This window comes from Brucella anthropi ATCC 49188, from assembly GCF_000017405.1.
Lineage (GTDB): Bacteria > Pseudomonadota > Alphaproteobacteria > Rhizobiales > Rhizobiaceae > Brucella > Brucella anthropi.
In genome coordinates this window covers 85,192-101,491 of record NC_009670.1, presented here as the reverse complement: position 1 = coordinate 101,491, position 16,300 = coordinate 85,192, and the positions used below count along the sequence as shown (strand labels likewise).

Below are 16,300 nucleotides of genomic sequence, written 5' to 3'. Positions count from 1 at the left end.
CTTGCTAACGAACAGAATAGGGCTTCCGAGACGGCGACGTTTTGGGGGCTCTTTTCTTTTGCGGGTTAAGCTTCCTTCTCTTTGTCCTTGCTGGCCTGATGCTCCTCATAGAGCGCGGCCAGTCGTTCGAGTACGAAGGTCGCGAAGTCTGGCGTGGCCTTCTTGTCGATAGTTATTTCAAGTTTGGTCCTGCCGTTCTTGAGTTGGGCCAAGCGCCCCCCAGTTGATGTCGACAGCACTACCGGAACTCCCCGCTCAAGACGGGCGGGTTTGAGATAAGCGATAATCTTTTTAAACCGCTCCTCCGATGGGAGAGTGTTCAGTGATCGAGCCAGATCGTGAACTTTTGCAGGTTCGGGAAACTTTTCAAGAAGCTCCGCCAATTGCTGCCAATTGCCCCGTCCGATTCCGGGCGCCGGGCCAATTGCGTCGACCAGTTCGGGCGGGAGAGCATCCACAAGGGCCATCATACGGGAGATGTCTGCTCTATCGATTGACATCGACGCGACGATAATCTCCCGTGTGAATCGGTCCTTTAGATTGGCCGCGAACCGCGCTTTCTCAATATAGGTGAGATCCGCACGCTCATTGTTTTCTTGACCCTGCGCGATCACCAGTTGTTCGTCGGTCAGTTCACGGACAATGGCTTTCGCCTTGATCCCAAGCTCTTTGAGCGCACGGAGGCGTCGATGTCCGAACGCAACTTGATACTTGTCTGGAAATTCGGGATGCAGACGAACGAGAATAGGGACCTGCTGTCCTTGTTCAGCGATCGATGCCTTCAAACCTTCTATGTCGCCGTCCATGCGGTCCTGAACAAACGACGGTTCTACAATGCCGGCGTCAATCTCGATTACCGCCTGGCCTTCCATCAGGCTCTTTTCTATCTCATCGGCTCGGCGGCTGCGGTCGTTCAGATCTCCGACCGACCGCTTGATAGCTGACATCGGTTTCGTAGACCCCTGAAGAGGCCTGGCATGTGGAGGCGGTGCCGGCGTTACGACAGGTGTTGGCAGGTCGGAGAACAGATTCTTTCGGCTCATGTTCTACCCCACGTCTTTTTGATGAGTCCTTCAATCTCATGATTGACACTGTTCATCGCTTCGAGCGCGCGATCATAGGTGACGCGGTTAAACTGACTTCTGTCGACCTCAAAAAGGGTCTGGTTGGTCAGGCCCGCGTCTGAGACCGCGGTACTCTTCACCATGGAATTAACCATTACGTTTGCTCCGAACAAGGATCGCAGGAACGCCACCATCTGGTGCTGAGGCCCGTCGGTGGGTTCAAAACGCGTGACGAGATAACGCATCCAGTTTTGTTTATCGTCGGCTCCCGCTTCTCCAATTGTGTCCATCAAGTCACTGGTCATCGCCAAAAACTGGTTCATGGACATGACGTCTAGCATTTGTGGGTGGACTGTAATCAGAACTGACGTCGCTGCGGTCAGTGCAGAAAGCGTCAAATAACCAAGCTGGGGAGGGCAGTCGATGACTACGACGTCATAAGCATCGGCGATCTCATCTAGCGCGTCCGACACGCGGGCAAAGAAAAGCTTGTCGCCGGGCACTCGGTTTGCCAGAGCCATAGGGGTTGCATGTTCGAATTCCATAAGTTCAAGATTACCGGGGATCAAATGAAGGTCTGGAATATAGGTTGCTCTGACAATATCCTGGATCGGCCGTCGCTCATCATCATATCGGATAGCGCCGTAGATCGTGTCGTTCGGACCGACATCCGTTTCTGGCTGGCTTCCAAACAACGCCGATAAGCTCGCTTGAGGATCAAGATCGACAGCAAGGACGCGATATCCTCGAAGCGCCAGATATTGGGCAAGATGGGCTGATGTCGTTGTCTTTCCCGAGCCGCCCTTAAAGTTCATGACAGCAATGATCTGAAGTTCCTCACCCTCACGGCGATGGGGCAAGTATCTCCCGGCCGGCCGACTGCCCGCATCCATGTACTGGCGTATTTTCGCAATGTCCTCGACAGAATATACGCGACGGTTGCCTGGACCAGAAGCCACTTTGAAGTTCAGGCTATCATGTTTCTCCATCTCGCTAACAATGGTGCGAAGATACCCTTCCGCGCAATCGAAAAGCTTCTCAGCCTCTGCCGGCGAGAAGTTTCGAATCGTCTTGCGTGCGTGGGGCGGAAACATCTTAGTTTGGTAAGCTTGAAGTTGCGCCGACAGCGCAGCCGAATGGGTTCGGACAAGATCCCGAAAACCCGAAAACTCCTCGATAGGTGCCAAATCCAAATTCACCATTGCCGCACTTTCTTACCCAAGATACGGAGTTTTGCCAGCGCACGGCTAAACTCCGCAAACAGATAAGACGCGATTTCCGGTTTCCGCAAGCGCTTTATAGTTAATGAGATATTAACGCTGGGCCATTCATGTCGCGAATGAAGCCGGAATTTCGCCTCAAACTCCCAGAAACCGGCAGATGTTGGCCTTTTTCATTCAATAATAACGGTTCCCAAAAAAAGAGTCGATAAACACGGTTCGATCATCATTTTCGTCCGAGTTGCTGCACGTATTAATGAATCACTGCCCATTTGGCTGAAGTGAGTCGGCGCAAATAGCGGCCGATACCGGTTGTTGTGCCGGTTCTTCAACTGCAAGCAGGCGGAGATTCCGCAGTCCGACGCAAGTCGTCTCTTACAAAGATACTGATGGTGTCACTATCCAACTCACGCAGCTATCAGCGGGAGTTTCGGCGGGGCAAGCGAATTCGCCTTGTGCCGCTGGTGGCATACGGCTTGCGCTTCAGTCTGATCCCTTTGAGTGAAATTACGAACAAAGATACCGCACAGATCAGCAACAAGTACCCGCCTACATGCTGATAAGCGAATACGCCTAATATGCCTCCAACAAGGAAAGCTCCTATCGTCCAAATGTGTAACGTGAGCCGTGTACGGTTTTCAACAGCGTACGTGTCTGGCTCTCGTCCCCGAAGAATGTCCAGCGCAATACCAAGTTCAATGCCTACGTCGGTCGCCATCCCGGAGACATGGGTGGTCCGCACGCGAGCATCGGAAATTCGGGTGACGGTGGCGTTCTGCAATCCCATTAAAAAGGCCAGCCCAAGTGTTAAAAGGGGAGGGCGCCACATTGCAAGGAACCAGATGTCCGCTATCCCGAGCACAGCGAGCAGGATGGCTTCCAAGAGGATGCTATAGGCATAGATGGCCGCGATGCCGCGGCGCCGTCCTGAGTTGATAAGGAGGGACGAAATCGCGGCACCGAGGATGAAGATTATGATCACGGTGAAGAAAAAAACTGCCTGTCCCCAATGCGCGGTCGCAAGATGGTCGGACAGAGATGAAACGTTGCCGGTCATGTTGGCGGAAAAGAACCCAACGGCATAGAAGGCTGCGGCATTCAACGCGCCGGCTATCATCGCCAATGAGCAGGCGAGGTTGAGGTTGATGCGCTCGTTACGGGCGGCGCCCTGGCTGATCAGCATTCCTACGATCCGAAGTGTTCACAAGGTCGGGTAGGCCGAACCCTATGCGTTGCGTACGTCATAGTCCGGCGGCCTTAGTTAGATTGACCCTGAACCTGTCTCGACGTCGCTGATACCGCCTGGTCATCTCGGCCGAGGCGTGCCCCAGTTGCTTTTGGACATAACGCTCATCGACTTCGGCAGAAGAGGCGAGGCCGGCCCGCAATGAGTGCCCTGAGAACTTCAACCAACGCTCGATCTCGGCCAGGTCGCCTCGAATACCCGCGGCCATCGCTGTGCGCTTGACTAGGCGGGCGATTTCTTTGTCGTTCAAGCGATCCGATCCAACGGCCTTTCCTTGTCCGGTAACCCGCCGGAAGAGGGGGCCATGGGCGAGCTTGGCGTATTTGATCCAAGTTTGGAGCGCGAGGACGGGGCAGGTGTTGTCGGACGAGCCTCTACCGATCTCCACTTCACGCCAACCCGTCTTGCCCCGAAGCGTCACCAGCATGCCTTTGTCGAGGATCTCGATCCAACCGCGACCGTCTTCGGTCTGATCTGCCTTGAGATCGAGGCAAACGATCTCGGACCGTCGAAGTCCGCCGGCATAGCCGATCAGCAGCATCGCCCGGTCGCGCATGCCACGCAACGTGCCGCGATCGATCGTTTCCAGCATGGCGATGATGTCGGTTGCCATGACCGCTTCCTTCTGGACCGGCGGGCGGGCATGGCTGTTGCGAATGCCGGCCATGACAGTTGCAATATGCCGGTCCTTACGATCGAGGCTCAGGCCGCGTTGCGCGTAATTCCAGGATATCGATGAGAGGCGTCGTTCAATCGTAGAAACGGAATTTGGCTTGGCTCCACGCTCCACGGATCCCGAGGCGCAGGCGGTGATGTAGAGACCAACGGTTTGAGGATGCGGGGGGAGGGGGGAAAGATTGGAGCGTCGGCACCAGGCAGAGAAATGTTTCCAGTCTGATGCGTAAGCTTTGCGGGTGTTGACGGAACTGGCCGCCTCGACGTAGCCGCGCGCCCGATCGGTGAGATCCTGAAGGTGGCCCGGCAAGCCGAACCCCGGCTGCGGGGCAGGGGACGGGGCTACCTCCGCCAGATCCTCATCAGCAATGATCTTTCCCTCACTATTCATGCCGCTTCGATATCCGTCTGCTTAAAATCTTCCCCGATGAAGAGAAGGGCGTCGTCGGCCCGCTTTGCCAGCGCGTAGGAAAAGCAGTCCGCAAAATTCAGTCCGGCGCGATGTCTGCCCATGCCATAGGTGAGCCACGCTTGGGTGGCGAGATCGACCAACTCGGCATCGACCGGAATGATTTCCGCCGCGATCTTGGAAAGCCACAAGTCGATTTCGGCCAATGCATGCTCGCCACGACGGCTGACCATCACCATGCGAGCTTCGAACACGCATGTCGCCGGTACCAATCGGATCGGGTCGGCGACGATGGCTCTCTCAAGTCGTTCCGCCTGTGGCTCGTTGCGCAGGATCGTGACGATCGCCGATGTATCGATGACCATCAGTTCGGGATTCCGTGCTCATCGAACCCGACGATGTCCTCGTCGCTGCGCTTTTCCAACTCTGGAAGCTGTGCTCCTCTTTCTGATAGCGCGAAGTTCATCAAGCATGCGGTCCTTCGGGACGTCGGCATGCCCGAGTCGGTGAAGGCGCTCGGTCAGGGCCTGGTGGATTGCCGCCGTTTTGCTGATACCCTGGCGCCGAGCGAGCTCGTCGACGAGCGCTACAGTGGCTGGATTTTTGATGTTCAGCGACACCACAACCTCCAAAAATCTACCTTTTCGTCATTATCTACCAAAACTTAAGACGCGCGTCAACAATGTCCGATAATGCAAGATTATCGGACGTTTTAAATGACATACACGCTGTGCGGTTTATCGGGATATAGCTGGCATAAACTGCGCACATGAACTATGCTTCTGGGCATGGATTCGATCGCGACCCAGCACTCGCCCTCACCGGCCTGGTCATCCCGCCTGCCGGGCTGGGCGCTGTCACGCGGCCGCGCCCCGAGCGATGTCGACGCCGCCTTTGCCGCCGGTATCGCTCTGAAATCACTTGATGATCTGATCCGCGCCGACCCGCCATGGCTCGGCTGCTGGCGTGATCGTTTCGCCCTGAAATCGGCCACCGTGGCTGCTCGGATGTTCGGTCGGAGCGGGGAAGAAACTGCCATCCGGGACGCCGTCCTGCTGACCGGCTCCGGCGACGATCCCGGGCCCGCCGGCAAGCTGTTTTTGGCCACCCGAATGCTCGTGCGCCGAACCGGAACAATCACCACCCCCTTCGTCAGGGAACTGGCCACACTGCTGGGAATGAAATGGGACGATGGCCTTGCCTCAATCCCCGACATGGTCGATACCACGATTCAGTCTGGGCGCTTGGTACCCCTCGTGGTCGCCGAGTTGATATCGGCGATGACGGCCACTCGCCCGGACGCTGAGGTAATGGCGCTTGGGTTGGCCGAGACGGTGTTGGCGCAAAAGCTGAACTGGCCGAAGCCAGTGCCATTGCTGCTGCCCGAGCGGTATGGACCCGCCTTCCGCACCATCGGCGGCCGTGGTCGCGTCCGGCCGGGCGAACCGGCTTACCCAAAAGCAATCTGCCTGGCGCTGGTCGACGGTGTTGAGGCAGCGCTGCGCTCCGCCGTCGAAATCGATCGACGGGCCGAACGGCTATTGGCGGTGGCGCCGAAGGTGCGGACAAAAGGTGCCGCGCCGGTGATCCGCCGATTGCTGACCGAAGACGCCGTTCCGGCCTCCGCGCCCGGCTCAAAACTATCACGCTGGGCGGCCAACCGGCTGTTCGAACGGCTCGAAAGTTTCGAGGCGGTACGAGAACTTTCCGGCCGTTCCTCCTTCCGGATTTTTGGGTTGTGACGATGGCCGGATCCTCTGCAGCCAAACAATCCCGCAAGGACAGGACGAGCGTCGCAAGCGCACGCTTGTTTGATCGGGAGCTGGAAGATCTGCCGCAAGAACTGCGTTGGCAGGAATGGATGCTGCGGGTCGAGGCGGTGATTTTTGCCTCGGCCGAGCCGGTCAGCCGCGAGACGCTGGCGCGGGTGGTGGGAAAAGACTGCAGCATCGACCTGCTGATCGAAGACCTTCGGCAGGAACTCAGTTCCCGGCCCTACGAACTGGTGTCGGTTGCCGGCGGCTGGCAACATCGGACCCGGCCGCGGTTCGCCGAGACGATCTGCGCTTCCTCGGCGCCGACAAGGGGAGGGACGGCGGCGCTCTCCGAGTTCGAGGCGATGGTGTTGATGGCGGTGGGATATTTTCAGCCGGTCACCCGTGGCGAACTGTCGAAAATCTTTGGCAAGGAGGTCAGCCGCGACACAATCGGCAATTTGCGCGGCGCTGGCTTCATCGGCTCCGGGCCACGCAGTCCGACGCCGGGTGCGCCGTATACCTATGTGACAACGCCGCACTTCCTCTCGGCCTTTGGCATGGAAACGTTGCGCGACCTGCCGAACATCGAGGCGCTCGAGGATGCAGGTTTGTTGAGCCGACAGGCCGCTCAGAACGAGCAGCTTACCCCCGAGGAGGAGGCTGATGAGGAATAAAAGAAGCCCCTGCTGGGTCAGAGATCTCGATCATGCTCCATTTGGACCCTGTCGGTCCAGGTTATTAGCTCCACAAGGCGGACAACGGCGCAGCAGATAATCTATCGCCAAAGGGCACAACATCCTTGCTATCGTAGAGCACGACGCCATAGGCGAAGCGGTCCTTGCATGCGTCAGCCAGGGTCCGCAGTCCCGCAAAGTCGCTCGACCTTACCGTAGCGGATGCCTTGACCTCGATCCCTACGATCATGCCGTCATCGCGCTCCAGGACGATATCCACCTCGTGCATCTGCTGATCCCGAAAATGATAGGGTGTCACACGCAGGTCTGAAGCATCCATGAGCTTTAAGACTTCGGCGAACACAAAGCTTTCCAGAAGCGCGCCAAACGTTCCGCGATCCGCCTTTACCCGATCGAAGGTCAAGCCGCGCGCCGTAGCGAGAAGGCCGGAATCCAAAAAATGCAGCTTGGGCGTCTTGGCGATCCGCTTCAGTGCGTTCGTGTACCAAGGCTGCAATGTCGAGACGAGGAAGACCTGCTCCAGCAGCGCCACGTAGCGCTGCCCCGTCTTGTGGCTGACATTGATGCTCGAGCCGAACTGTGAGTAATTGACCAACTGCCCTGAATGCTCCGCCAGCAGGCGAACGAATTTCGGCAACTCGGTCAGTTTCTCGATCTCTGCGATGTCTCTGAGGTCGCGGGTCAGAACCGACGTCAGATAGGACCGCGCCCAATCCTGCCGTCGCCGTTCGCTCTCACGGCTGATGGCCTCGGGAAACCCGCCAGACAGCACGAACTGGATGAGATCGTCGCCAACGATCGCCTCTCCGTTTCCCTGATGTTTCCCCGCAAACAGACGTTCCAGAAACGTCGGCATCTGGCCATTTATTTCAGCGCGAGCCAGCGGCAGCATCCGAATGGTTTCCATCCGGCCCGCAAGGCTATCGGCGACTCGCGGCAAAGTGAGCACATTGGCTGAGCCGGTCAGGAGAAAGCGGCCGGGACGATAGTCCTCGTCCACTGTTTTCTTGATCGCGAGCAAAAGTTCAGGTGCGCGCTGGATTTCATCGATGATCGCGAGATCCAGGCCGCGAATGAAACCGGCGGGATCTGAACGCGCGGCTTCGAGCGCTGTCTGATCGTCGAGCGTGATGTACGTCCGCCCTATCTCCCCCATCTTTCTGGCGATGGTGGTCTTGCCCGCCCGGCGGGGTCCCACGATCAAGACGACCGGGGTATCTGAAAGGGCTTCTTCCACCCGATGCTCGATGAGACGCTTGTACATGGTCGTTCCGGGTCTTGGACGAATGGAACTATCAACTATGATAATTGGAAGTCAATAGCCCGCTGATTGGGAGCGCGTACTATCGTGAGGTGGGACGCCGTGGAGGTTATCACTTGATAACGATGGAGGCACCTCCAGGGGTAGCCGGCGCGCGAATATCCTATGGCCCAGATCAGATCGCATGGTTCGCGATCAAAGCACAACAGTGTAACGAAAATGATGCCGCTCAGAACGCGTCGATCATCAACGCGCTGGCGACCATGGCTCTTGGGGAAATACGGCTGAAGACGAGCCATTTGCTCGTCCGTCAGCCAAAACAAATTACTCATCAGTCAGGCTCCTAAACGCCCATCTGAATCACAGCCGTCAATTCAAATCAATGGGTCCTGAGCCTAGTCAAATGCTTGCCCCACGGGGCAGAAGGAAGACAGAGCGGATACGGAATTTTGAGATCGCCGACGCGGCACTGAAAAAAGCAGGGTCAAGAGACCTTGCACGATCCGAACGCAACGAAAAGCGTAACGAACAGAGGCGGGAAATGAAGGTCGAGCAGTACCATGGCAACGAAGACCTTCTCGCTTCAAATGGTGCGACGACCACCATTCCGCCGAACGCTCGCGTCAAGATCAACGGTGTGCCGCGTGGCTACGAAGTGCCATGCGCCCCCAGCCCCGAACAGCTTGTGTTGCGTCATGAGCGCGACAAAGAGTTACAGGCCGCTATGGCGGCAGTCATCGTGAAGGTGTTTGCCGACGACCCCGAAGCAAGGGACGTTATGGTGGCCATCATTAAACCGCCCGGCATTGCCGAGAAGAACAACATTGCGATCGCCCGAGCGACGAAATTGACCGTCGCACAGGTCGAGGCCGCAAAGGCCCGTATCAAATATCGCATCAGGAAATCGAAAAACCCGCTGGTCCACGAGATAAGACAGATGTTGAAAGGAGGCCAGAAATGACCCAGGCAAAAAGAATGGACACCTCGAAATACCTCCCCCTTTACCAGTTTTCGTGATTCAATCCGGCTTGTGTGATTTGGCAGGAGCGGATGATGCGCGGGCAGCCTGGGTTCTGGGATTTGGACGAACGTTACGAGCGGCTGAGTGCCGTCGGCGACCCTCTGGAGAAGCTGAACGCGATCATTCCCTGGCTTGTGTTCGAGAAGCCGCTGGCCAAGGCACTGAAGCGATCGGATGGGTCGAAGGGTGGCCGCCCGCCGTTTCCAGCCGTCATGATGTTCAAGGTTCTGCTGCTGCAGGCGCTGTATAATCTTTCCGATGACCAGGCCGAATTCGTGATCCAGGATCGGCTGTCGTTCATGCGGTTTCTGGGTCTCTCCCTGTCGCAGAAGGTGCCGGATGCCAAAACGATCTGGCTGTTCCGCGAAAGCCTCGTGCGTGCCGGTGCCATCGACAACCTGTTTGCCCGCTTCAACAAGCATCTCTCGAAGTCGGGCTATCTGGCCAAGGGCGGCCAGATCGTCGATGCCACGATCATCCAGGCACCAAAGCAGCACAACAGCCAGGATGAAAAGGAAGCAATCAAGGCAGGCGAGACCCCTGAAGCCTGGAAGGACAAGCCCGCCAAGCTTGCGCAGAAGGATCGCGATGCGCGCTGGACGGTGAAGTATTCCAAGGCCAAGCAACCGACGGAAACACCGACATCTGCCGCGACCAAGCAGCATGACATTGCCATTCCAATGTTTGGCTATAAGAACCATGCGGGCATCGACCGGGCGCATGGCTTTATCCGGGGATGGACGGTGACGAGTGCGGCCGCCCATGACGGCGCGCAACTCCGCAACGTCGTTGCCAAGGACAACACGGCCTCGACCGTCTGGGCAGACAGCGCCTACCGGTCGAAGACCAACGAGGAGTGGCTGGAAAAGAACGGCCTCAAGTCGGACATCCATCAGCGAAAGCCGAAGGGCAAGCCAATGCCGGAAGCGATGTCGAAAGCCAATGGGCGACGATCCAAGATCAGGTCCGCCGTCGAGCATGTCTTTGCCAGGCAGAAGGACAAGATGAAGCTATTCATCAGGACGATCGGTATCAACAGGGCCAAGGCGAAGATCGGCATGGCCAACATCGCCTACAACATGCTCCGATACGTGTACCATGAAGGAAAACGCGCCGCCGCATGATGCGCAGTGGCTCCGAAAGGAGCAGGAATGCCGAAATCCCCACGTTGAAAGGGCCGCCAAACTCAGCGGTGGGCCTCAAATCGTCCCGTCGGCGATAGAAAATGCGGTAAATCGAGGTGTCCAGCTTGCGGTGGGACTTGCGCCGAACACGCATTTCGTTATACTCGCCCAATCGGTGTTGTTTCGCGGCGCAGGATTTTCGGTCGTCTGGCCACAACTTCTGGCGCTGCTGACGATAGGAACGCTCCTGTTCCTGTTTTCCCTGAGGCGCTTCCGGCAATTCCTGCGGTAACGGACGGCGCTCCGGCCTTCATGCGCCCGATCATGGGCGCGTAGCGTCTCCGGAAGTCATTCTCGCCAGGCAATCAGGTTGGTTGAAGAGCGGAATCCAGAAATTGAGAAATCCATCATGCATTTCGAAGCGTTTTTCTCGTTCACGCTGGCGATCGTCATTCTGATCACCGGGAAATTCATGACGCTGCATTCCGCCACGCTCCGGAAATATGCCATTCCCGAGCCTGTCGTCGGCGGCATTCTTTGTGCGGCGATCGTCGCTCTGATCTATCCGCTTTCCGGCGTCAGGATTTCATTCGACCTGGAGGTGAAGGACTTCCTGCTTCTGCTTTTTTTCGCCGGGATCGGGCTGAAGGCCGACATCGTCACACTGCTCAAAGGCGGGCGCCCGCTGTTCGTTCTTCTCGCCCTTGCGATCGTTTTCATCTTCATCCAGAATTTCGCCGCGATCGGCATGGCCGTTCTTTTCGGCATGGAGGCGAAAGCGGGGCTGATGGCCGGGTCCATCTCGCTGACCGGCGGCGTGGGGACGACGCTCGCCTGGGCGCCGACATTCGTGGAGAGGCTCGGCATCGCAAACGCCCTGGAGCTTGGCGTCGCCGCGAACACCGTCGGCCTCGTCTCCGCATGTGTGATCGGCGGGCCGATGGCGGCGTTTCTCATGCGCAAGCACCGCATTGCGCCGGCCGGGGAAGGGCATCTCGACGTCGGCGTCGCCTATGACCGTCAACCAGCGTCCAAACTGGACTATTTCGCGGTGCTCTGGGCCATTCTCATCCTCAATGTCACGGTCATGCTGGGCATGGGCATCAACGAGGTGCTGAACAGAGGCAGTCTTACCCTGCCAGCCTTCGTGAGCTGCATTCTGGCGGGGATCGCAATGCGAAACCTGCTGCCCGGCGCCATCGGCGCGGGCATCCGCCGCATCTGGCCGAGCCTCGACGACGGTTTTTCCCTGCTTTCCGATCTTTCGCTCGGGCTGTTCCTCACCATGGCGCTCATGGGGCTGCAACTGTGGGACCTCAAGGGTATGCTCGGCTTCATCGCCTGCACGCTCGCCGTCCAGATCGCCCTGGCTGTCGTCTACGCGCTCTTCGTCGTTTTCAGGGCTATGGGGCGCGATTACGAGGCGGTCGTCATGTCCGCCGGCTTTGGCGGCATCGCGTTGGGTTCGACTGCCACGGCGATGGCAAACATGGCCGCCGTGGCCCAACGCCACGGTCCTGCTCACAGGGCTTTCATCATCGTGCCGCTGGTCTGCGGCTTTTTCATCGATATCGCCAACGCGCTGATTATCTCAATGTTCGTTGCGTGAATTCAGGGGCGATCTCACAAGGCGACCGTTGCACCCGGCCGGGCCTGCCGTTTTGGCAGCGCATCGACGCCGACCATTTCGGGCGGGTAGCGGCAGCCTCCTCAAAGTCTCGTTCGCCCGTAAAGGAACATGCGGACGCAGGAGGCGGCCCATGCCTCCAGTTCCACGGCTCCCATGGGCGGCCTCAACCCCAGCAGCATCTGCCTTTGCGGACCGATGATCATGCCCCTGAGCAGATCGGCGGCCAGCGCCGGCTCGGGGCAGGCGATCTTTCCGGCGGCGGCAAGCCGCCTTATGTGCGCTTCGAGCGTATCGGACACCTTAAGGGCCATTTCCCGATAGCTGGCCCCGACTTCCGGGAATTGATCCATTTCGGCCATGACCAGCCGGGCTGTCCTGGCCGCTTCCTCGCTAAGAAACAGCCGCGCATAACCCAGAACGATCTGCGCGAGCTGCTCCTCCACGCCCGATTGCGCCGTCCCGGCCGTATCCGGCGAAGCGAGGCTCGCCTCGATCCGGCTTTCGGCCGCCATGCGAAACAGCGCCGCCTTGTTTTCGACCAGCCTGTAAAGCGTGCGCGTGGAAATGCCCGCCCTGCGCGCCACCGCCTCCACGCTCGTCTGGGCGTATCCGGACGTCAGGAATTCGGTGATCGCCGCTTCGACGATCACGCCGGCCGTCTCCTCGGCGCTGCGAGCCGGCGGCCGACCCCGCCCACGGCGTTTCGCCTTGTTGTCGTCCACGATCTTGACTCCCGTCAGTTTTTGCGTCATCTGCTCTATTCGGAAATTTTCTATTTTCCAAATTATCGCAAGCAGGATTCGAGTCAAGATCGGGAACCGGAGCATGTCCGCACGCAAGGCCGTAGCAGTCGCCGCCATTCTGGCGGCAGGGGTGGGAGCTTATGTCGCCTGGTCGGTGGAGCGGCCGCGCACGCTGCTCGTGCAGGGGGAGGTGGAGGCGACGCGGATCGACCTGGCGACCAAGGTCGCGGGGCGGGTTTCCTCCGCGCCGGTCAGTTTCGGCGATCGCGTGACGGCCGGGCAACTGCTTGTCGAACTCGACAGCCCGCAGTTGAAGGCCGGTCTCGACACGGCCGAAGCCAGCCTCGCCGTCGCCCGCTCCAACCGCGAGCTGACCTTCTCGACGCGTCCCGAAACCATCGCCGCGCGCAGGGCGGAGCTTTCCAAGGCCGAGGCGGATGTCGTTCTGGCCCAACGCACCTACGACCGCCTGTCCGGCCTGCTCGACCGGTCGGTCACGTCGCAGCAGGCGGTCGACCAGGCCTCCAATAGCCTGGACGCGGCGTTGCGCGCACGCGAGGCGGCGGAAGCGAACCTGCAACTGGCGGAAAACGGCAACAGCGTGGAGCAGAAGGCGGTCGCGGTGGCGCAGGTCAGGCAGGCGGAGGCGTCCGTCGCCCAGACCACGGCCGATATCGCCGAACTGACGATCCGTTCCCCCATCGACGGACAGGTGACGGCGCGTATGGCCGAGCCGGGCAAGCTCTTCAGCGCCGGTGCGCCGGTGATATCCATTGTCGACGTCGACCGGGCCTGGTTCACCTTCAATGTGCGCGAAGACCTGCTCGACGGGCTTGAGATCGGGCGGACCCTTCAGGTCCGCGTTCCCGCCCTCGGGAACCGGCTGGTGGAGGCGAAGATCACCGCGATCAACGCGCTTGGAAGCTTCGCCAACTGGCGGGCGACGAAAGCGACCGGCGATTTCGACCTGCGGACCTTCGAACTGCGCGCCGAACCGGTGGCGGCGGAACGGAACCTGCGTCCGGGCATGAGCGCGCTGGTCGAATGGAGCGCATCCCACCGGCTGGAGCGGTGACCGTGTCCGCCGCTCATCTCCCGCCCGGCTTCCGGCGCATATTCCGCCGCGAGCTGCGCCAGATCGCCAAACGGCCGGCGCTGTTCTTCATGCTCGGGCCGTTTCCGCTTCTGCTGTTTCTCATCCTCGCGGCTATATTCCATGCCGGGCTGCCGACGGCCCTGCCGGTGGCGGTGATCGACGAGGACGGCACCGCCATGTCGAGGCAGATCGTGCGGATGATCGACGCGACCCCCGAAGTCGAGGTTGCGGGACGCCTGGTCAACCTGACCGAAGGCAGAGAGGCCGTTCTTGACGGCAGGATCTATGCAGCCGTCCTGATCCCCTCCGGTCTGGAGCGGGATCTGCTCCTGGGCCGCCGCCCGGAAGTCGTGGTTTTCTACAACAACCAGTTGATGACGCCCGGAGGCATCGCCGCACGCGCCATAAACGGGGCGCTGAATACCTTCTCCGCCGGTCTGGCCGTGGAAATGCGCATCGCCAGGGGCGCCACGCGGGAAGCCGCCATCGAGGCCGCCGCTCCGGTGCCGCTCCGGCAGAGCCCGCTTTTCAATCCCACCCTCGACTACGTGCAATTCCTGCTCGCGGCGATCATGCCGACGGTGCTGCAAATCTTCATATGCGCCGGCGCCGTCCTCTCCTTTTCCCGCGACCGGCATACGAAGGCCGGAATTGCCCGGGTCCTGCGACTGGGAAAAACGCCGCTGCGGGCGACGGCGGGCAAGCTTTTGCCCTACACCTTCACCTACGGCCTGACGCTGATTGCCGCCGACGCCATCATCTTCGGCTTCTTCGGCGCGCCTTTTCATGGCAGCATGCTGCTGCATGTCGTCTCGGGCTTCGCCTTCATCCTTGCCAGCCAGCTGCTCGGCGTCCTTCTGGCCCTGTCGCTGGCCGACACGGTCGCGGCGCTCGGCCTATGCGGTCTTTTGACCGGTCCGGCTTTCGGCTTCGCCGGCGTCAGTTTTCCCCGCATCGTCATGAACGGATTTTCCGTGGCATGGGGGGCGATCCTGCCGCTCACGCCCTATCTGCAACTGCGGACCGACCAGGCTCTCAGGGGGACGCCGGTGGAGATATCGCTGCCCACCCTCGGCTGGCTGCTGGCGCTGCTGGCGGTCTATGGCCTTTTGACGCTTCTCCAGTTCCGCAGAACGGCCCGGCCCGCCGTGCGGGTGAAAGCGGAACCGCCGGTGGGAGAGACGCCATGAGATCCTTGTTCGCAGGTATTCTCGCCGCATTGCGCCAAGTCGCCGCCGATCCAGGCGCCAAGTCCACGATGATCGCCGCCATCGTCATCTATTGCGTCCTCTATCCTCAGCCCTATCTCGGAGAAGTGGTGCGCGAGGTGCCCGTCGTCGCCGTCGATCAGGACGGGTCGACCGCCAGCCGGGAATTGCTGCGCCGTGTTGCCAGCAGCGATTCCGCCGAAATTGTATCGATCGTGGCCGACCTGCCGGCCGCCAAGCAACTGTTTTATGCCCGTCAGGCTTACGGGATCGTCGTGGTGCCGCCGCGTTTCGAGGAAGACCTGCTATCTGATCGGCGCTCTGCCATCGCAGGCTACGGCGATGCAAGCTACTTTCTGCTCTACAATGCCGCGATGGGCGCCATGGGCGATGCCGCGCGCAGTCTGGGGGCCGATATCCAGTTCCAGCGCCTGAACGCAGCCGGGCTTCCGGGTGAAGAAGCGGCCGCGCTTGTCGCCCCGATGACCATTGCCAGCACACCGCTGTTCAATCCGCAGGGCGGATATGCGAGTTTCGTCGTGCCCGCCGCCTTCGTTCTGATCCTGCAACAGACCCTGCTGATGGGCATCGGCATTCTACATTCGGGCCGGCAGCCGTCGCGCGCTCCGGCCGCGGTTGCGGCGGCGCTGGCCTATATCCTTCTCTATTGTTTCTGGATCGCGGTGACGCTCGTCTTCCTGCCCTATGTCCTTGGTATTCCGCGCATCGGCGGTATCGTTACGCTCTACCTCGTGGCCGTCCCCTTCCTTTTCGCCGTCACCGCCATGGGCTTCGCCATCGCCTGGTCGATCCCGTGGAAGGAGGGCGTCGTCTTCTTCCTCGTCGTGCTGGGCATGCCACTGTTCTTCCTGTCCGGCGTTTCCTGGCCTGTAGAACAGATTCCCTCCGTCTTGCGCGAGCTTTCCCTGCTGATCCCGTCGACCACGGCGATCACCGCTATCGTCCGCGTCAACCAGATGGGTGCGAATTTCCGCTCGGTCGCGAACGATGTCGCGGTCCAGATCGTTCTGGCCATCGGATATGCGCTGCTGGCCGTAACAATCCGATGGGCGCGCAGATAATTCAAGTATCATTTGATATTTGAATTTCGAGTGATATTTATAACGTCGTACCCTGAAACGGCGCTGCGG

Annotated in this window: 17 protein-coding genes and 1 pseudogene; 9 read left to right on the top strand and 9 right to left on the bottom strand. The window is 59.6% G+C overall.

What is annotated here, in order from left to right; translation table 11 throughout:
* Positions 1 to 65: 65 nt before the first annotated feature.
* From repB to OANT_RS26085, 6 genes are all read right to left on the bottom strand, one after another.
* A complete protein-coding gene (gene repB, locus OANT_RS24345) occupies positions 66 to 1,043 on the bottom strand; it encodes a plasmid partitioning protein RepB (RefSeq protein ID WP_011983024.1) in 978 nt (325 codons plus the stop codon).
* On the bottom strand, positions 1,040 to 2,266 hold the full coding sequence (gene repA, locus OANT_RS24340; protein ID WP_011983023.1) for a plasmid partitioning protein RepA: 1,227 nt from the start codon (positions 2,264 to 2,266) through the stop codon (positions 1,040 to 1,042). Before repA ends, repB begins: the two co-directional genes overlap by 4 nt.
* Positions 2,267 to 2,702: 436 nt before the next feature.
* The gene (locus OANT_RS24335) at positions 2,703 to 3,467 is read right to left on the bottom strand and encodes a YoaK family protein (RefSeq protein ID WP_011983022.1); all 765 of its coding nucleotides are present in this window, start codon (positions 3,465 to 3,467) and stop codon (positions 2,703 to 2,705) included.
* Between the two features lie 58 nt (positions 3,468 to 3,525).
* On the bottom strand, positions 3,526 to 4,596 hold the full coding sequence (locus tag OANT_RS24330; protein WP_011983021.1) for a site-specific integrase: 1,071 nt from the start codon (positions 4,594 to 4,596) through the stop codon (positions 3,526 to 3,528).
* Positions 4,593 to 4,979 carry a type II toxin-antitoxin system VapC family toxin gene (locus tag OANT_RS24325; RefSeq protein ID WP_011983020.1) on the bottom strand — a complete coding sequence of 129 codons (387 nt, stop codon included), beginning with the start codon at positions 4,977 to 4,979 and terminating at the stop codon, positions 4,593 to 4,595. Before OANT_RS24325 ends, OANT_RS24330 begins: the two co-directional genes overlap by 4 nt.
* 18 nt (positions 4,980 to 4,997) lie before the next feature.
* Positions 4,998 to 5,234 carry a type II toxin-antitoxin system VapB family antitoxin gene (locus OANT_RS26085; protein ID WP_234797304.1) on the bottom strand — a complete coding sequence of 79 codons (237 nt, stop codon included), beginning with the start codon at positions 5,232 to 5,234 and terminating at the stop codon, positions 4,998 to 5,000.
* A 168-nt stretch (positions 5,235 to 5,402) separates the two neighbouring features.
* Between OANT_RS26085 and OANT_RS24320 the strand changes: the two genes are divergently transcribed.
* Both OANT_RS24320 and scpB read left to right on the top strand, forming a co-directional pair.
* Positions 5,403 to 6,356: a DUF1403 family protein gene (locus tag OANT_RS24320; protein ID WP_041545854.1), complete on the top strand. Its 954-nt coding sequence runs from the start codon at positions 5,403 to 5,405 to the stop codon at positions 6,354 to 6,356.
* A 2-nt stretch (positions 6,357 to 6,358) separates the two neighbouring features.
* Complete coding sequence (gene scpB, locus OANT_RS24315; protein WP_011983018.1) at positions 6,359 to 7,045, top strand: SMC-Scp complex subunit ScpB; 687 nt, start codon at positions 6,359 to 6,361, stop codon at positions 7,043 to 7,045.
* Positions 7,046 to 7,109: 64 nt separating this feature from the next.
* On the opposite strand, the gene OANT_RS24310 is transcribed toward scpB, so the two are convergent.
* Together OANT_RS24310 and OANT_RS26080 are read right to left on the bottom strand one after the other, a co-directional pair.
* The gene (locus tag OANT_RS24310; protein ID WP_011983017.1) at positions 7,110 to 8,330 is read right to left on the bottom strand and encodes an ATP-binding protein; all 1,221 of its coding nucleotides are present in this window, start codon (positions 8,328 to 8,330) and stop codon (positions 7,110 to 7,112) included.
* A 209-nt stretch (positions 8,331 to 8,539) separates the two neighbouring features.
* Positions 8,540 to 8,659 (bottom strand): annotated as a pseudogene (locus tag OANT_RS26080) (IS5/IS1182 family transposase); the annotation flags it as partial.
* A 209-nt stretch (positions 8,660 to 8,868) separates the two neighbouring features.
* On the opposite strand from OANT_RS26080, the gene OANT_RS24300 reads away from it, so the two are divergent.
* The 4 genes from OANT_RS24300 to gltS all read left to right on the top strand — a co-directional run bounded on the left by OANT_RS24300 (position 8,869) and on the right by gltS (position 12,081).
* Entirely contained in the window at positions 8,869 to 9,288 is a 420-nt protein-coding gene (locus OANT_RS24300; protein WP_011983015.1) for a hypothetical protein, read from the top strand.
* A gap of 92 nt (positions 9,289 to 9,380) precedes the next feature.
* Positions 9,381 to 10,472: an IS5 family transposase gene (locus tag OANT_RS24295; RefSeq protein ID WP_011983014.1), complete on the top strand. Its 1,092-nt coding sequence runs from the start codon at positions 9,381 to 9,383 to the stop codon at positions 10,470 to 10,472.
* Positions 10,447 to 10,764, top strand: coding sequence for an ABC transporter permease (locus tag OANT_RS26620; protein ID WP_024899803.1), 318 nt, complete (start codon positions 10,447 to 10,449; stop codon positions 10,762 to 10,764). The genes OANT_RS24295 and OANT_RS26620 overlap by 26 nt, the downstream gene beginning before the upstream one ends.
* A gap of 117 nt (positions 10,765 to 10,881) precedes the next feature.
* On the top strand, positions 10,882 to 12,081 hold the full coding sequence (gene gltS, locus OANT_RS24285; protein ID WP_011983013.1) for a sodium/glutamate symporter: 1,200 nt from the start codon (positions 10,882 to 10,884) through the stop codon (positions 12,079 to 12,081).
* Positions 12,082 to 12,182: 101 nt separating this feature from the next.
* Here the strand turns inward: gltS and OANT_RS24280 are convergent, their stop codons facing one another.
* A complete protein-coding gene (locus tag OANT_RS24280) occupies positions 12,183 to 12,854 on the bottom strand; it encodes a TetR/AcrR family transcriptional regulator (protein WP_041545839.1) in 672 nt (223 codons plus the stop codon).
* A 73-nt stretch (positions 12,855 to 12,927) separates the two neighbouring features.
* Here OANT_RS24280 and OANT_RS24275 point away from each other — a divergent pair, with 73 nt between their 5' ends.
* From OANT_RS24275 to OANT_RS24265, 3 genes are read left to right on the top strand one after another with little or no spacing between them, the layout of a single operon-like run.
* Positions 12,928 to 13,920: an HlyD family secretion protein gene (locus tag OANT_RS24275; RefSeq protein ID WP_011983011.1), complete on the top strand. Its 993-nt coding sequence runs from the start codon at positions 12,928 to 12,930 to the stop codon at positions 13,918 to 13,920.
* Between the two features lie 2 nt (positions 13,921 to 13,922).
* Positions 13,923 to 15,131 (top strand): ABC transporter permease, encoded by a 1,209-nt coding sequence (locus tag OANT_RS24270; RefSeq protein WP_011983010.1) that lies wholly within the window; start codon positions 13,923 to 13,925, stop codon positions 15,129 to 15,131.
* Entirely contained in the window at positions 15,128 to 16,231 is a 1,104-nt protein-coding gene (locus OANT_RS24265; RefSeq protein ID WP_011983009.1) for an ABC transporter permease, read from the top strand. The genes OANT_RS24270 and OANT_RS24265 overlap by 4 nt, the downstream gene beginning before the upstream one ends.
* The last annotated feature ends 69 nt before the right edge of the window (positions 16,232 to 16,300 follow it).

Bases quoted from the DNA above. Each gene is read 5' to 3' on its own strand.
- OANT_RS24295 (WP_011983014.1), top strand. From the start codon at position 9,381: ATGCGCGGGCAGCCTGGGTTCTGGGATTTGGACGAACGTTACGAGCGG.
- repA (WP_011983023.1), bottom strand. From the start codon at position 2,266: ATGGTGAATTTGGATTTGGCACCTATCGAGGAGTTTTCGGGTTTTCGG.
- OANT_RS24265 (WP_011983009.1), top strand. From the start codon at position 15,128: ATGAGATCCTTGTTCGCAGGTATTCTCGCCGCATTGCGCCAAGTCGCC.
- OANT_RS24310 (WP_011983017.1), bottom strand. From the start codon at position 8,330: ATGTACAAGCGTCTCATCGAGCATCGGGTGGAAGAAGCCCTTTCAGAT.
- repB (WP_011983024.1), bottom strand. From the start codon at position 1,043: ATGAGCCGAAAGAATCTGTTCTCCGACCTGCCAACACCTGTCGTAACG.
- scpB (WP_011983018.1), top strand. From the start codon at position 6,359: ATGGCCGGATCCTCTGCAGCCAAACAATCCCGCAAGGACAGGACGAGC.
- OANT_RS26620 (WP_024899803.1), top strand. From the start codon at position 10,447: ATGAAGGAAAACGCGCCGCCGCATGATGCGCAGTGGCTCCGAAAGGAG.
- OANT_RS24325 (WP_011983020.1), bottom strand. From the start codon at position 4,979: ATGGTCATCGATACATCGGCGATCGTCACGATCCTGCGCAACGAGCCA.
- OANT_RS24335 (WP_011983022.1), bottom strand. From the start codon at position 3,467: ATGCTGATCAGCCAGGGCGCCGCCCGTAACGAGCGCATCAACCTCAAC.
- OANT_RS24280 (WP_041545839.1), bottom strand. From the start codon at position 12,854: ATGACGCAAAAACTGACGGGAGTCAAGATCGTGGACGACAACAAGGCG.
- OANT_RS24275 (WP_011983011.1), top strand. From the start codon at position 12,928: ATGTCCGCACGCAAGGCCGTAGCAGTCGCCGCCATTCTGGCGGCAGGG.
- OANT_RS24300 (WP_011983015.1), top strand. From the start codon at position 8,869: ATGAAGGTCGAGCAGTACCATGGCAACGAAGACCTTCTCGCTTCAAAT.
- gltS (WP_011983013.1), top strand. From the start codon at position 10,882: ATGCATTTCGAAGCGTTTTTCTCGTTCACGCTGGCGATCGTCATTCTG.
- OANT_RS24320 (WP_041545854.1), top strand. From the start codon at position 5,403: ATGGATTCGATCGCGACCCAGCACTCGCCCTCACCGGCCTGGTCATCC.
- OANT_RS24330 (WP_011983021.1), bottom strand. From the start codon at position 4,596: ATGAATAGTGAGGGAAAGATCATTGCTGATGAGGATCTGGCGGAGGTA.